This is a genomic window from Flavobacterium cheongpyeongense (assembly GCF_003202435.1).
In the GTDB taxonomy this organism is placed as follows: domain Bacteria; phylum Bacteroidota; class Bacteroidia; order Flavobacteriales; family Flavobacteriaceae; genus Flavobacterium; species Flavobacterium cheongpyeongense.
Genome location: NZ_QJHK01000032.1, coordinates 18,824 through 34,580, shown reverse-complemented (window position 1 = coordinate 34,580; position 15,757 = coordinate 18,824). Strand labels below are relative to the sequence as shown.

The following is a 15,757-nucleotide window of genomic DNA, read 5'->3' as shown; positions in this document are numbered from 1 at the left end:
AACAGATTTAGTCGAAAAATACTTATTTTTACCCATCGTTATTTGAATTTTGCAACTCTAAATTACGATGTTTTTTAAGAAGCCATTAATTTGGCTTCTTTTTTATCGGACAACAATGATTTAAAATATTTTAATAAATAATACAAGGTAATTTTTATTAGAAAAGCGTAAAGGATTGGAAGTAACACAGTACTTTTCTTATCGTATCCAACAAAAAAACAAATATTTTATAACTTAAAACCACATAATTGTTTTTATTTTTTATAAAAAAGAATACATTTGAAGCTTAATAACGATAAACCATAAATAAATATGTCTATTTGGAAACGAAAATCATTAGCTCAGCTTTTATCCGAAGCCGCTGATTCTGAAAAAGGATTAAAAAGAACATTAACAGCCTGGTCATTAATTGCGCTGGGAATTGGAGCTATCATTGGAGCCGGCTTGTTTGTAAGAACAGCTACTGCTGCTGCTCAGAGCGCAGGACCATCTGTAACTATAGCTTTTATTGTTGCTGCAATAGGATGCGCATTAGCAGGCTTATGTTACGCTGAATTATCTTCATCTATTCCTATTTCCGGTAGTGCATATACCTATACTTATGCAACAATGGGAGAATTCCTGGCATGGATAATCGGCTGGGATTTAATTCTTGAATATGCTGTTGGAGCAGCAACAGTTGGAATTGCATGGAGCGAATATCTGAACAACCTACTGGTCAATGTTTTGCATGTAAACCCTATTCCTTTTTCTCTTTCCCATTCTCCTTTTCAATCTAATCTGGAAACCGGAGAGCATGGAATAATCAATTTACCTGCTTTATTTATTGTTGCAATTATTAGTTTATTATTGATAAAAGGAATACAAGAATCAGCTTTTGTAAATGGCATTATTGTGATTGTAAAAGTTGCAATTGTTATCCTTATTATAATTATTGGCTGGAATTTTATAAACCCTGCAAATCACGAACCTTACATCCCACAAAGTTCTGTCTTTACTGATGAACATGGAATTGACCATAGCTATGGAGGGATTATGGGAATATTAGGAGCAGCTGGTACCGTTTTCTTTGCTTTTATTGGATTCGATGCTGTAAGTACTGCTGCTCAGGAAACTAAAAATCCTAAAAAAGCAATGCCAATTGGTATATTAGGTTCACTGGCAATCTGTACATTATTATATATTCTTTTTGCTCATGTTTTAACAGGTGTTGCCACAGTTGAAGATTTTAGAACAGGTGGTAAAGAAGCTTCTGTTGCATTTGCTATCAACAAATATATGATTGGTTATGAATGGTTAGGACAATTAGTAACTGTTGCTATTTTAGCAGGATTTTCTTCAGTAATTCTAGTAATGCTATTAGGACAATCCAGAGTGTTTTATGCTATGGGTAAGGATGGTTTACTTCCAAAAGCTTTTAGTGATGTTCATCCAAAATATAAAACGCCATATAAGGCTAACCTTGTTATTTTAGTAATTGTTGGTTTATTTGCTGCGTTTGTTCCCGGAGATATTGTTGGAGACATGACCAGTATTGGAACATTGTTTGCTTTTGTTCTGGTTTGTATTTCTGTTATTATTTTGCGCAAAAAAGAGCCCGATATGATAAGGGAATTTAAAACCCCATTTGTACCTTTAGTCCCTTTATTAGGAGTAGGTGTTTGTTGTGCTATGATGTATGGGTTAGGATGGACTAACTGGCTAAGACTTTTTGCATGGATGGCATTAGGAATCATAATTTACTTTGCTTACGGAAAGAAAAATAGTAAATTAAACAATCCTGAATAAGAAATTATCTATCAAATAAAAAAAGGATTATGAAGCTAAAAACTTCATAATCCTTTTTTTATTTGATAAAACTATTTTTACAAATCAAAAACAGAAGTCCGTTTCGCCCGAATTAAGTCTTTTAATTTAATCCAGAAAGCTAACGTAAGATAAACTCCAAACCACAAACCTGCTGTTACAAACGAAATATAGATAAAAAACAACCGGACATTTGTCACACGCATTCCAAGTTTATCAGCGAGTCTGGAGGATACTTGAAATCCGTATTTTTCGAAAAAAAATTTCAATTTTAAAATTATTGACATGGGTTTTGGTTTTAATTTTGCCCAAAAATACAAAATTATCTATTCGACACTTTTTCTAATTCTCTAATTGTTTTTAAGCAATTCCATCCCAACAGCACATTTCATGCAACCGTTTGTATCGCAATATTGACTTTTAAGCTGTAATAGGGATTGCGATTCAAAAGCATTTTTAGAAGAAACTCCAAAGGACTTAAATTTTTCTATAATTGAATTTTTCTCAGGTGCAATACTATCCAAAATCGAAATTAAGTCTTCTGCAATCGAATCATTGACTGTTTTCGCATACGCAAACTGCAAGGGAATAATTGTATTTATGACAAGTAAATCTACAAATGAATTAGACAATGATTTTGTTTTCTTTGGACTTTGTTTATCAAACTGATAATGGCTTTTCCAATATGAACTGGCTGAAACATTCAATACTCTATAAATACTGTTGATAGATTTTAACCCGATTATTTTAGAAAATAAATTTTGATGCTGATGATATAAACCTGCTAATTGCGAAAGACGAATCGTAGGAAAGTTATCCGGACGATGCTTAAAAAACTGAAGTGGTTCTGTATAAATTTTTTCAATCTGATGTTTATGCAAAAGATAAAAGTATCTGAATTTTAAATCCTTGAAATAAACATCTTCTTTGTCTGAGTCTAATAAACCCGTCGCACCAAAAAATAAAGCCTCAAGATTTTCTACTTCAAAACTTTCTTTTCGGATAATTGAAAACGGAATTGCTTTTGCCAATTGCAAAAATGAATTTCCATTGGTATTCAAACCAAAATTCTTAGCCAATAAACAAAATAAAACTGCTTCCCAATCCTGATTCGTTTCTTTGAGCAGGTCATAGATAGCCTGTGATTTTCTTTCTAATCGCTCAAAAAACAAACGCTCCTGCCAATTTTCAAAAACAAAGTTTTGTATTTTAGAAATCTGTTTTTCGCAATATATCCATGATTTGGGTGACTTCAGATTATTATAATTTAAAATTGTTTCAGGAGAAACATATTCCTTTAAAACCAATACTGGAATCTCTGTATTATTTCGTCGGTAGATATCAGCATCGTACTCCCAGACTACATGCAAAATAACATTTTCATAAGCCGTGTCTTTTTCATGAAGATGCAAATACCAATCAGATGCTTTTAAATGTATTTCAACATTTCCAGCCCATTTTTGATCTCCTATTTTAATTTGTGCATTAAAAAAATCAGGTCCTGCAAGTTCTAAATAATTTCCTGTATTAATAATCGTAACTGCTTCCTCGTTTACTGTTTTTAAATTCAGGGTATCAAATTTTTTAAACTTCCAGAGATAATGAAGAAAATCTTCTTTCATTTTTTTAAACTTTATAATTGTTTACAATACTCTAAAGTACTAAAAATAGTATTAATATTACAAATATAAAATTTATTAAAAGAAAATTATTTCATTAAATATAATTTTGCACAGGCTCTGGCATCAGATAATGCCTCATGATGATTAAGCTGAATTTTCATTTCCCGACAGCAATCGCTCAATTTAGTAGGTTTTAACCCTTTTGCTTTATAAATTTTCACGGTACATTCCCAACGATTAGCAATATTCAAATCTTCGTATTGTAATCCATGCAACGCCATCGATTTCATCAAAACATTTCGGTCAAAACTTTCGTTATGAGCTACTACAACCCTGTTTTTCAACCTTTTCTCAATTTCAGGATAAACTTGTAAAAAAGATTTTGCATTTACAGTATCCCGAGGATAAATCCCGTGAACCTGAATGGTAAACGGATTATATTCGTTATTTGGCGGTTTGATTAAAGTTACAAACTCATCTGTAATAATTCCGTTCTCTACGGTCACAATCCCAACAGAACATGGATGATATGCTGTTGCTGTTTCAAAATCTATAGCGGTAAAAGTCAATTGATTTAAATTTTAAAATTTGAATTGCCTATCTAAAAGCAATTTTTGAATTCTACAAATTTAAATGTTTAGTGACTTAAAATAAAATTTAAATGTTTTGTTAACTAAATAATTAGAAAGGATATCCGATTGCGATATTCAAAATCAAATTATCTTTTCTCCAGGAACCACTTCCTAAATTTACACCATCAATTACCCATCTCTGTCCATCTGGCAAGGAAGGATTTCTAAGCGGAATTGCCAAATCGGTTCTTAAAATAAAGAAAGATACATCAAAACGCAAACCTACTCCCGCCCCTACTGCAATCTGTTTCATGAAATTTTTAGAAATTTCGGCTCCGGGCTTGTTCGGATCTGCATGTAAAAGCCAAATATTACCGGCATCCAAAAACACGGCGCCTCTTACAATACTAAAAAGTTTTGCTCTGTATTCGGTATTAAACTCCAGTTTTAAATCGGCGGACTGATCCGGAAGATAATCACTAGTCGTTTCCGGCACTACATAGCTACCTGGCCCTAAAGATCTTGCCCGGAATGCCCGAATACTATTGGTTCCTCCTACCACAAATTGTTTGGATGTTGGCATTGTAGTTGAATTTCCATAAGCAAATCCTGCCCCAATGATCAGCCTGCTGGCTAGTTCGCTTTCCTGTCCAAGTTTTAGATAATGCCTGAAATCTGTTTTAATTTTTACATACTGACTAAAAGGAACATCAAATATTAATTTCTCATTATCTTTCTTAACATCAGCACCAGTAACCAATCCGGTAATATTACCCGCCAAATCCAGTTCACCGCTAAAATAGATGGTGTTTTTTCGACGTTTCTGCATCGTATTGGTATATGTATAATTGTATGTTGGGCCAAAAATCAACTGTTTTTCTATCACTTTCCCTAATGATTCATCTTTTTGAATATCTGCTAAATATTCGTCCGTTACATGATTTGGACTTACGTACGTAATGTCTGTTAGATTTAGCTGATGCTCTTTGCGAATATTTTCTTTCCATAGATACCCAAAAGAAGCGTTGAAAGAATTTAATGCATATAACGCTGTTCTTTTTTGATATTCGTAACGCAAAATAGCCTTAGTTCTGGGAACAAACTCACTATTCCCCTGGATATTAAAAGGAGATACAAATCTTGGCCACGTTAAACTGGTTTCGGCTCCAAGCTTATAAATATTTCTTCCTTTATTTGGTCCGCCAAGCTGAAAATCGGCTCCTCCAAATATTGAAAATGTAAGCAATTCTGCTCCACGAAAAAAGTTCCTGTTATTCCAGTTTACATTAATTTCTGAACCTGTGTAACTGGCCGAATTGGTTTTTCCCAAAACTTCCACACGGATAAACTTTTGGGGCAGTAATGTTAAATAGTAATACGAATCCAGTGTTTTAGGAATACTGTCCGAAATCTTAAATTCATTTTTCACAAAACTAAAAGTTCCCAGGTTTACAAAACGGTTTAAGGTCAGGTTATGGTCTTTTCGGTTATACAAATCTCCTTTTTTAAAATAAATTGCCCTGTCAAAAATTCTGGGTTTAAAAGTATTTGCTGTATCTGTTATGGTAAAGTCTTTATATTGTTTAATCTCTTTTTTTCTGTAAACTATGCTATCATTGGTCAGGGAATAATTTGGATACACAAAAATTTTATCAATTTTGTACGCCGTTAAGGCTTTTACAGGTGCTTCATCTTTTATGACCAGCCTGATATTTACTTCATGATCGCCTTTGCTGCTGTCTACTTTCGCCAGAATATAATCCGGATTAAAAAAGTAATATCCTCTTTCTTTAAGTCTTGCATCGATTCTTTCCCTTTCGGATTTGATAATATCCAAATCATACGGTTTTCCAACTTTTAGAAGACTTCTTTGGCTTGATCTCGCAATTATTTTTGACATTTTTAAAGAGTCATCCGGAAATGTGACACTTTTTATGATGTATTGTTTTTTCAGCAAAACGGTATATTCTGCAGTAACTCTTTTGTTATTTACAGTTGAATCTGCATGTACTCGTGTTTTAAAATACCCTCTGTTTTCAGAAAAATTTCGTAAAACTGACGTATTATAATCTAAATCGACTTTACTGAAAAGAACCGGCGGTTCACCCACTTTATTTCGAAGCCAGTAGCGAAATCCTTTTTCTTTTTTTGGTTCTCCGGCTATATTATAAATCCACAATTTAGGACGTAATCCTAAAAATTGTTTGTTGGGTTTTATCCGTAATAAACCTTTCATTTCTGTTTCCAGTGCTTTTTTGTCCTTTCTATTGATTGCAGAATCTTTTACGGTTACAGAACCGCCTGTGTATAATAATTCCTCTTCGGGCAAATATTTTGTATTACTGCATCCCAAAACAAAGAATAAAGACAGCAGTACAAAACACATTACACATTGTTTTTTTATATGGTTACGTTTTTTGTTCATTTCCTTCAACTTGATTTTTGGGTTGGTTCTCCTCTTTTTCCTTCTTTTCTTTCTTTTTTTGTTTTTCTTTCTCTTCACGAAGCTTTACTTCTTTTATCAATTCCTTTTCTTTCTCCGTATGGTGAAAAAGCTCCCTGAATTTGTTGTAACTCATCGTAATGATAAAAGCTATACCGGTTTCTACCACTTGTCCTTCAACAGCAACCTGATACTCATTTTTTCGATAAGCCCGCAACATATAACGGCCGTCTTTAGTAAGCTGATAATCGATTGCGACATCTCCTGCTATATTAGTACTTTGTTCATTGGCACGCTCCTGCCCTTCTACACCAACACTGCTGCCCACAGTTACTTTCAGACGGTCATCGATTAATTGCTTGGAAACTGCAAAATTGAGATCGGTTCTGTTTTTCATTGTTCCGGAGGTATAATCCTCCGTTGATTCTAAGTCAAAATTCACCTCAAAACCTTTCACCAGTTCACTGGCAAGGTTGTTTAACTGCTGCGAAAGAATTTTGCTCATACTTTGTCTGGCAATAGATTCTGCACTGGCGCCGCCACTTTCGGTAGCAAATGGATTTTCACCTACAAATCGGCTTAATACGATAAGGGCAAAAACCTGTTTGTTTAGTTCTGCCGGATCCTGTTTTAATTGTTTAAGTTTAGTTTGGGTCAGGGTTACCACATCTGATGAAACATTGTAATTCCTATCCGGAAGTTCGATTCCTAATGAAATTTCAGGTTTCATCAATTCTCCGTTCATTTTTAACAAAGTCTGAAACGGAAGTTTTTGTTTATAGGTATTTCGAATAGTGGAGCTTTCGCCTGATAGCTGCGGCCCTAATAAATCGATTGGAGCTGCATTTACTTTATAAACTGCCGTAATGTTTATATTTGCCATAGTGGGTTCGCCGTTCCAGGTAATATAACTTCCTTTCTGAATATCAAATTTTCTTTTTATTCCGTTGAAATTCATTTGATAAGCCCCGTCTGAGAATTCATATTTCCCAACCAAAGTAGTTTTTCCGGACTGGTCAATTCCTCCAACCAATTCGGCTTCGCCCTTTAGTTTTAAATAGTCACCATTTCCTTTGTCGATAATTAAATTCAGCTCTGCTTTTTTATCGATCGTAATAGCAACGTTTACATCCATGCCTTTCAATTCCGACTGATTAAACTCATTTTGCATATCAGTGGTTTGCTTAAAATACATATTATCTTCATTGACAAACTCTACAATTCCTTCTCTGTCAGCAATTGAAGGATCTGACTGTGGCAATACAACTGAAAATTTTGTTTCTTTATTAATTTTGATTGTACCATCAACAAGAGGATTGTCAAGATCTCCTTTTATGCTTAATTTAGTATCCAGAAACAAATCGCCATAAAACAGATCATTGTCTTTTTCCTTAGAATTAATGGCTCTAAAATCGTTTGCCTGAACCAGAAGGTCAAAATCAAATTTGTTAAAATCAGCCGATTTAATCGTTCCATCTACCAATAATTCATTGTCATTTTCATCTAAAAGAGAAAATTTGTCAAACGAAATGGTTTCATTGTTAAATGTTATTTTTTCTTTTCCAATTTTAAAGTAGGAATTAAGCTTCATCACCCTGAAAGCTGCATCATTAAAATTTAATTCACCATTGAGCTGAGGTGCTTTGGTAGTTCCGTTAACTTTAAAATTTCCTGACAAATAACCGCTTCCCTCTGTGATGTTATCCATACTGAAGCCCTGAATACTTTTGATATTCAATTTACTGATATCAACATTTAAATCAAAAGTTTCCGAGTCTATTTCATAATCCCCGTCAAGTTTCAGGTCGTTTCCTTCATCAGTTAATTGTATGATGGCTGCGAGTGTATTATTGGTTTTATTATCTACTTTTACCTCAAGATCTCCGACTTTATCTCCTTTGAAAGTAAAATCATCAATTCTCAAATCAGAGGTGAAGGTTGGATTTTTCATAACGTTTTCGACCAAGGCAGAACCGTTTATTAAGCCCTGCATCAACAACTTGTCTTTTTTAACCATATTCAGAATGGTTTCGATTTTGAAATTCACAAAATTAACTTGTAATGGTGCATTATTTTGAGTTCCCTGCGATTGGATTTTTAATTCATTTCCTGCATTAGCCAAATAAAAATTATTGATATAAAGTCTTTTATCTCCAAATTCTACTGCATTTTCAGGATCAATATTCCATTTTTCATAATTAAGAATAAAAGTTTCAGCATCTACTTTAAAGATGTTTTTAGAGCCTTCTGCCTTAAATTCCCCTGCAATAAAATATTGTTGTTTTTCTTTTGTATCCTGAACTTCCAATGCATAAGTCAAAATATTATTTTCTACCTGGCCCGACAAATCTGTAAACGGAATTTTTATTGATCCGCTCTCTATCGTAGCCACAGAAACCGAATATTCTAAAGCATTTTCTTTCGCTCCAATATTTATTTTTCCGTCAGAAATAATATTATCCGCATAAACAATCCTCGGAATCATTCCTCTAACCTGGAGGGAATCTGTTTGGTTATTGTAATTTCCTGTAATAGTTAAAGGCTCTAAGCCTGTAAGTTTCGGAATTAATTGAAACAATACAGGATCATTTTCTATTTTTATGGTAAAAGCCAGTCGCTGTTCATCAGATTCTGCATTTACTTTTGGATTTTTAAGATCAATGTATTTAGAAATGGTCTTTTTAATTGCTGTAGTCAAAGTTGTCAATTTATATTTTCCGACTACTTCTGCTTTTAAAAACTGTGATGAAATGTTTATCGAATTGCTGTCTTTATCGGCGAAAGCCAAAACTTTGATCGAGTCCAGAACAATTGGTTCTTCTTTCTGTAAAATCTGGATATTCGAAAGAAATACTTTTCCATTAAGAAAATCAGGATTGCTGCTGGTGATATCTGCATCAACATTTCCTCGGAGTTTCATTGGGCCGGCATGAAGATTCAGTTTTTCCAGATCGGCAATATCGAGTTTTAATTTTAATTTTAGTGATGGATATTTTTCTTTGGTATTGCCGCTAGCGGTTAAATCAAAATTCAGGTTTGGATCTTTAATTTCGGATTTTACTGCAAAAGAACCGTTTTCGATGTTTCCTTTTAAAACTAAATCTTTGTAAGTATATCTGTTAAAAACGGCTTTTTGTACTAAGCCATTAATCGCTGCATTTGCTGTTTTTGGATCTAAACCTTTGCCTTTTACTTTTGCTTTAAGCGAAATTTTTCCAATCGAATCATTTTTGATTAATCTCCCCAAATCAAATTCTGTCAGACTTACAAAAGCATCGTATCGCTCGCCTTTTTTTACCCGTTGATCAAAGATTCCGTTTACTTTTGCATTTCCGAAACTGCTGTTTAAAGCCAGATTAGTTTTGAAATTCTGAACCGAACCTGTAAATTTTCCCTTCAAATTGATTTGGGATGGCAATTGAATGTTCTTCGGAATTGTTCCGGCCGGTACAAACAAACTGATATCTTTTGATGTACTGGAAAGATTTTTAATCTCCAAATCATAATACGATTTCTGAGCATCCGGAAGCCCTTTTATTTCACCAGAAAGAGAAACTTTAGTATTTCCTATTCCACTCATTTCAAACTTCGGAATATTCAGGTCTTTTATTTTTCCGTTTATGCGAGTGTTCAAATACAAAATAGCATTTGGATTGCTTTTAAACAGATCCTCTTTTTGAAGATCCGGAACAAAAAGCAAAACATCTTGAAATCCAATTTTGGACTTACTTAGATTGACATCGATTGAAAGGTTGCCAAGATCTTTTTTCAATGAGGCAATCGATTTGTAATCAACTCTAATTTTGTCTTTTACAAGTGTCTGCGGCGTTCTCAGATATAAATTATTAAGGGATGCATTCTTTGGACCGTAAAAAAAATCTGTTTTTAAGGATTGAATTATTAATCCGCTTTTTTCTGTAACTGCCAATGCTTTTATATTTCCCGAAATAGTATCGTTTCCGTAATATAATTTATTGGCTTTTAAATTGAATTTGTCCAGATCCAAATGGCTGTAATCAATTCCTTTTTGAACAGGTTTTGACTGCATATCATCAAATTTAAAATCTGTATTTTGTATATCAGCAGCGGCCAGTTTTATTTTCCAGCCTGCTTGTTTAATTGCTGTTGAATCTAAATCCGGAGCTTTAATTTCTTTGTCTTTAGACCCCAGCCGCAAATTTCCTTTTAGATTCTTTAATTTAAGTGTTTCAAAATCCAAAAGCTGTTTTTTAAAATCTACCTCATTAACTGTGAGTTCAAAATTGCCTAATTGTATTCTGGAATCCAGTTTGGAGTCTTTATTATCGTATAAAATATCAATCTTGGACAAACTGATTTTATCTAATTTTAGTTTAAAATCTTTTCGCTTCGAAATGGTATCTGCGGTTTTCACCGAAACTGCAGCAATTTTCTCCACAAGATCCTGATTCAATACTAATTTCAATCCTTTCAAATCAATATTCGGAATATTAAAATCCATTTCATCCAGATCGAATTTATTGAATTTGATGCCGAAATGAGTCAGTTTTAGCCGAATATCATTTTTAGAATAATCATCTTTAAAATTGAACTTGACATGATCCAGATTGACTTTTACAACCGATATTTTGAAAGGTTTAGCATCCGGGTCTTCCGCTTTTGGCTCTTTTGATCCGAAAGCTTTAATGATGTAATCGAAATTAAAAACACCTTCTTTGTTTCTTGAAATATTCGCTTTTACATTTTCAAATGAAACCGAATTGATTTCAAGTTCACTGCTAACTAATTTAAAAAAATCAACATCAACTTCGAGGCGTTTTCCTGCCAATAAAGTATCTTTTTTCTGGTCTTCAAAATAAAAACCTTCCAGCACTACATCTTTCGGAAATTTGATCGATATATGATCTAAAGATACTTTGGTTTTAATCTTTTTATCAAGGTACGTAATGGCTTTATCTTTAGCGAAATTCTGGATGGACGGTATCTGAATTAAAATAATAAGAAGTAATAAAAGTGCAACCACAGAACCCACGAACCAAAGCAGAATACGTAGTGTTTTTTTTAAATAATGAATTGTCTTTTTATTCATACGTCAATAAAACACATTTGGTTTAAAATTATAATTTGATAAGGCAGAATTACCTATTTACAAAAATTGTAAAATTTTACTTTAATAATTTACATAATTTTATGGGTTTATTCTAAAATTCCACTGTGAATAGTTCGTTTCTGCTTCACAAAAAAAACGTTTTGAATGTATTTTTATAACTAATTCATTAAAAGAGTGTATTAGAATTTTATATTTGGTAACTTTTGGCTGAGAGTGTTTATCTTTTGCTGTAGCTTTTCCAAAAATTTCTGATGCTGCTCTGATTCGGGATTGAAACTTCTGTGACGAAGGCTTTTTTGAATTTCATCGACTTCTTTCATAGTAGAAAAACTGGTTTCTGAAATATAACTTTCGCTGAAAAGTTTCCAGATGTAATCAATAGCTATTTGATTAGGATGCAACATGTCTTCGGCATAAAAGCGATAATCCCGAAGTTCATCCATCATGATTTCGTAGGAAGGAAAATAGTTAAGGGGCGTTGATTGGTAATTGATGGTTTTATGAAGAGCGGTAAACAGATGCGATTTGCTCAACTGATTTTCTGTAAAACCATCTTTGATATGACGCACCGGAGAAACAGTAAAAATGAAATTTATTTTTGGGTTTAAATTCTGAATTAATTCAATTGTATTCTGGATTTTTTTTTGAATAACCTCAACCTGTAATAATTCTTTTGAAAATTGTTTTTGAGGCACTTTGTGACAATTGGCAACAATTTCATCGCTCCTCATATTTCTATAAACCCATGAAGTCCCATAGGTGATAATTATATGTGTTGTTTCTTTTAACCCTTTGTAAGCTTCTGTACTAATTTTATTTAATGTTTCCAGTAATTCTTCCCTATCAGAATTACTTAAATCTGAATGAACTTCAAAGCAATGCCAGCGTTCGTTGTAAAAAAAAACGTCTTTTTCTGTAAACTGCTGCTGCTCACACACTCTTCTGAATAATTTTTCAATCGAAAACGGATTAAAAATAATTCCAAAAGGGTTGGTTACATTTTGAAATTTAAAATAATCAAATTTGGACGCCATGTTTTCAGCAAAGCAAGAACCAATAGAGAATATCTTCGAATTATAATCGATTGGAGAATTACTCTTTGAAATTGGAATTTGGGTTCTGAATTGCATAGCTTTACTTTAAAAATACAGTTTTAAAATTCATTTGTAAATCAAAAATCCTCGAAACACAGAGTAGTTATTTCAAAGATTTTTTTAAACCCAAAATAAACTTTAATATACAAACTCAATTTTACAAGATGCTTTACCATCTATCGAGTCGTATTCATAATATTGTTCTGTTAAATAATTATCTGAATTATATTTATTTAAATAATTTATAGTAGTAATGGTGTTAATTGGCACTTCAGAAATAATATGCCCATATTGAATGTCTACATAATAACTTTCTCTTTTGGTACGATTATTTACAGCAGCACACAATGTTAAATTAGCATCTAATAATTTATTGACACCTAATACACTCGAAAAAGGGCTTTTTTTATTATCATATTCATCAATAAAAACACCTCCTGAACCCGCTCCTAATATAGTTACTACTTTAATTAAATTTCCATTCGCATAAGTTAATACTGATTTACTAAAACCATTTCTGGTAATAGTTCCATCTATATTATGATCAAAAGTTACTTTCGATTTAGTAACAACATCTTCACTACTCGTTCTACTAATATTTACTTCTGTTAATTTCCTGGCAGAATCATATAAATAGGTGGTTAGAATTTTTACCCCATTAGTATTAGTAAATTCATCCTTAGTAATTAAATTGTCTGTATATGTATATGATTCAACAAAGCCATTGTCACTTACAGCTTTAACTATTTTATCTCCTAAATAAGTAATTGTTGTTGTTCTTTTTTGTATTATTCCATTATATATATCGGTCGTAACAATTTGCTTAGGAAAAAGAACAATATCTGAATTATCATCATTAGAGCAAGAGGTTAACACTAAGATGAAAATAATACTGAAAAGAAATAGAATCTTTTTCATGTTTATTTTAATATATTTTTTAACAAATATAATTGAAAAAAAACCTAAAGAGATTTAATATTTTAAAATAAAAATCCCTTTTATAAAAGTCAATCTATTCACTACTTTTGTAACCTTCCTAAAGTAAAAATTCAAAATATGAAATTATTATATTCTTATATAATCAAACATAAAATGCTGCTGCTTTTTGCTTTGATTATGGCAACCATCAACATCTGTTTCAGTCTATCAGATTCTATTATTACTGGTAAATTAATGCAGGATTGCGGCGTTGGACTACATAAATATGAAGGAAATGAAATCGGTTTCATCAAATCTTTATCATTCTGGCTTGGGCTTTCGCTTGGTGCTGCAATGGTATCCAGAATTACCAAAAATTTTCAGGATTACTTTACCAACATTGTGATTCAGCGAACAGGTGCTCAGATGTACACGGATGGAATCAAAAAATCACTTGATTTGCCGTATGCCGAATTTGAAGATCAGCGCAGCGGCGAAACCCTGAGCAAACTGACAAAAGTGCGTTCTGATTCAGAAAAACTGATTACCCTTTCAATTTCGCTTATTTTTCAAACCATTATCGGATTCGTGTTTGTCATTGTTTATATTGCCCGAATCGATTACCGTATTTCGATTATTTTTTTAATTACGGCTCCAATTATTGCTTTAGTAAGTTCGTATCTGGGTAAAAAAATAAAAATTGTTTCCAGAAAAATTGTCAATCAGACCAATGCACTGGCTGGTTCAACAACAGAAAGTTTAAGAAATATCGAATTGGTAAAAAGTCTTGGTTTAACCTATCAGGAAGAAAAACGTCTGAACTTAAACACCTTTAAAATCCTGCACCTTGAATTAGAGAAAGTTCGTTTTATCAGAAGTTTGAGTTTTATTCAGGGTACAACGGTGCATTTTTTAAGAACCTGCGTCGTTTTTACATTATATTATTTCCTTTTTGGAGGAAAAATTATTGTAGGCGATTTACTGACGATGGTATTTTTCACCTTTTTTATTTTTGGCCCCTTACAGGAGTTGGGGAACTTTATAATCGCGCTTAACGAAACGAAAGTTTCGATGGAAAATTTCAGGATTCTTTTAAATGCTCCAAAAGAATTTCGCCCAAAAACGCCAAAACATGTGGGTGCAATTCAGTCTTTATTATTCTCGAATGTTAGTTTCCAGCACAAAACGGCTAAATTCAAAGCAGTTGAAAATATCAATTTCGAAATCAGACAAGGACAGACTGTTGCTTTTGTTGGGCCATCCGGTTCCGGAAAAACAACTTTGGTTAAATTATTGGTTGGACTTTATACGCCTGCAGAAGGCCGGGTACTCTATAATGATATTGATTCAACTGAAATTGATTTACTTGATTTGAGAAAACAACTCGGATTTGTAACACAGGATGCACAATTATTTTCCGGAACTATTCGGGAAAATTTATTGTTTGTGAAACCAAATGCAACCGATGAAGATTTATATGATGCCCTGAAAAGAGCCAGTTGTGAGAAGTTGTTAATTCGTGCCGAAGATGGTCTTAACACCACAATTGGTGAAGGCGGAATCAAAGTTTCTGGCGGAGAAAAACAGCGTTTGTCAATCGCCAGAGCTATTTTGAGAAATCCGAATTTATTAATTTTTGATGAAGCAACTTCAGCTCTGGATTCCATTACCGAAGAAGAAATTAATGCCACAATCAGAAATATTTCTGATAAAAACAGAATTACTGTTTTAATAGCCCATCGATTATCTACCGTAATGCATGCTGACAGGATCTTTGTCCTGGAGCAGGGAAAAATCATTGAACATGGAAAACACGAAGATTTAATTGTCGAAAAAGGGTTATATTATGCAATGTGGCGTCAGCAGATAGGTGAACGTAAGTAAAATTTAAGTTTGATACTTGTTCGATTGATTTTATTTCTAAAATAACCTTATTTTCAACTATTAAGTCAGCTCTAAAACCAATATCTAAAACAATTTCATCCCAAATAACAGGAAGTGGCTTTTGTCTTTCAACTGATAAACCTCGTTTTGTTAATTCATGATTCAATATTGCTTCATAAACTGATTCTAATAAACCAGGACCAAGTTTTACATGTATTTTATAGCAAACATCAACGACTATAGCTGAAATTTCATTTTCTGTCATACTCAAAAATAAAAGTATAAACTTACAAAAATAAATTACTACAACTAAAAAAAGTCGCAAAGCT

The 15,757-nt window shown here is 32.8% G+C and carries 10 protein-coding genes; 2 read left to right on the top strand and 8 right to left on the bottom strand.

Translation table 11 applies throughout. The annotated features are described in order from the left end of the window. The first annotated feature begins 312 nt into the window (after positions 1-312). Positions 313-1,788, top strand: coding sequence for an amino acid permease (locus DMB65_RS21205; protein ID WP_110308627.1), 1,476 nt, complete (start codon positions 313-315; stop codon positions 1,786-1,788). Positions 1,789-1,865: 77 nt separating this feature from the next. Here DMB65_RS21205 and DMB65_RS21200 read toward each other — a convergent pair whose 3' ends face one another. The 7 genes from DMB65_RS21200 to DMB65_RS21170 all read right to left on the bottom strand — a co-directional run bounded on the left by DMB65_RS21200 (position 1,866) and on the right by DMB65_RS21170 (position 13,502). After that, positions 1,866-2,093: a PspC domain-containing protein gene (locus DMB65_RS21200; RefSeq protein WP_110308626.1), complete on the bottom strand. Its 228-nt coding sequence runs from the start codon at positions 2,091-2,093 to the stop codon at positions 1,866-1,868. Between the two features lie 63 nt (positions 2,094-2,156). Beyond that, the gene (locus DMB65_RS21195; RefSeq protein ID WP_110308625.1) at positions 2,157-3,428 is read right to left on the bottom strand and encodes a DUF2851 family protein; all 1,272 of its coding nucleotides are present in this window, start codon (positions 3,426-3,428) and stop codon (positions 2,157-2,159) included. Positions 3,429-3,514: 86 nt separating this feature from the next. Next, entirely contained in the window at positions 3,515-3,997 is a 483-nt protein-coding gene (locus tag DMB65_RS21190; protein ID WP_110308624.1) for a 3'-5' exonuclease, read from the bottom strand. Positions 3,998-4,109: 112 nt separating this feature from the next. Further along, positions 4,110-6,425, bottom strand: a complete 2,316-nt coding sequence (tamL, locus tag DMB65_RS21185) for a translocation and assembly module lipoprotein TamL (protein ID WP_110308623.1) — start codon at positions 6,423-6,425, stop codon at positions 4,110-4,112. After that, positions 6,409-11,511 (bottom strand): translocation/assembly module TamB domain-containing protein, encoded by a 5,103-nt coding sequence (locus tag DMB65_RS21180; RefSeq protein ID WP_110308622.1) that lies wholly within the window; start codon positions 11,509-11,511, stop codon positions 6,409-6,411. Before DMB65_RS21180 ends, tamL begins: the two co-directional genes overlap by 17 nt. Before the next feature lie 200 nt (positions 11,512-11,711). Beyond that, on the bottom strand, positions 11,712-12,662 hold the full coding sequence (locus DMB65_RS21175) for a GSCFA domain-containing protein (RefSeq protein WP_110308621.1): 951 nt from the start codon (positions 12,660-12,662) through the stop codon (positions 11,712-11,714). A 102-nt stretch (positions 12,663-12,764) separates the two neighbouring features. Then, positions 12,765-13,502 carry a hypothetical protein gene (locus tag DMB65_RS21170; protein ID WP_123955374.1) on the bottom strand — a complete coding sequence of 246 codons (738 nt, stop codon included), beginning with the start codon at positions 13,500-13,502 and terminating at the stop codon, positions 12,765-12,767. A gap of 180 nt (positions 13,503-13,682) precedes the next feature. On the opposite strand from DMB65_RS21170, the gene DMB65_RS21165 reads away from it, so the two are divergent. Further along, entirely contained in the window at positions 13,683-15,428 is a 1,746-nt protein-coding gene (locus DMB65_RS21165; RefSeq protein WP_110308619.1) for an ABC transporter ATP-binding protein, read from the top strand. Here DMB65_RS21165 and DMB65_RS21160 read toward each other — a convergent pair. Then, complete coding sequence (locus DMB65_RS21160; RefSeq protein ID WP_110308618.1) at positions 15,340-15,693, bottom strand: GxxExxY protein; 354 nt, start codon at positions 15,691-15,693, stop codon at positions 15,340-15,342. The two genes, DMB65_RS21165 and DMB65_RS21160, sit on opposite strands and share 89 nt — an antisense overlap. Positions 15,694-15,757: the final 64 nt, after the last annotated feature.

Coding starts and splice junctions, on each gene's coding strand:
- DMB65_RS21205 (WP_110308627.1), top strand. CDS start 313: ATGTCTATTTGGAAACGAAAATCATTAGCTCAGCTTTTATCCGAAGCC.
- DMB65_RS21200 (WP_110308626.1), bottom strand. CDS start 2,093: ATGTCAATAATTTTAAAATTGAAATTTTTTTTCGAAAAATACGGATTT.
- DMB65_RS21195 (WP_110308625.1), bottom strand. CDS start 3,428: ATGAAAGAAGATTTTCTTCATTATCTCTGGAAGTTTAAAAAATTTGAT.
- tamL (WP_110308623.1), bottom strand. CDS start 6,425: ATGAACAAAAAACGTAACCATATAAAAAAACAATGTGTAATGTGTTTT.
- DMB65_RS21180 (WP_110308622.1), bottom strand. CDS start 11,511: ATGAATAAAAAGACAATTCATTATTTAAAAAAAACACTACGTATTCTG.
- DMB65_RS21175 (WP_110308621.1), bottom strand. CDS start 12,662: ATGCAATTCAGAACCCAAATTCCAATTTCAAAGAGTAATTCTCCAATC.
- DMB65_RS21165 (WP_110308619.1), top strand. CDS start 13,683: ATGAAATTATTATATTCTTATATAATCAAACATAAAATGCTGCTGCTT.
- DMB65_RS21160 (WP_110308618.1), bottom strand. CDS start 15,693: ATGACAGAAAATGAAATTTCAGCTATAGTCGTTGATGTTTGCTATAAA.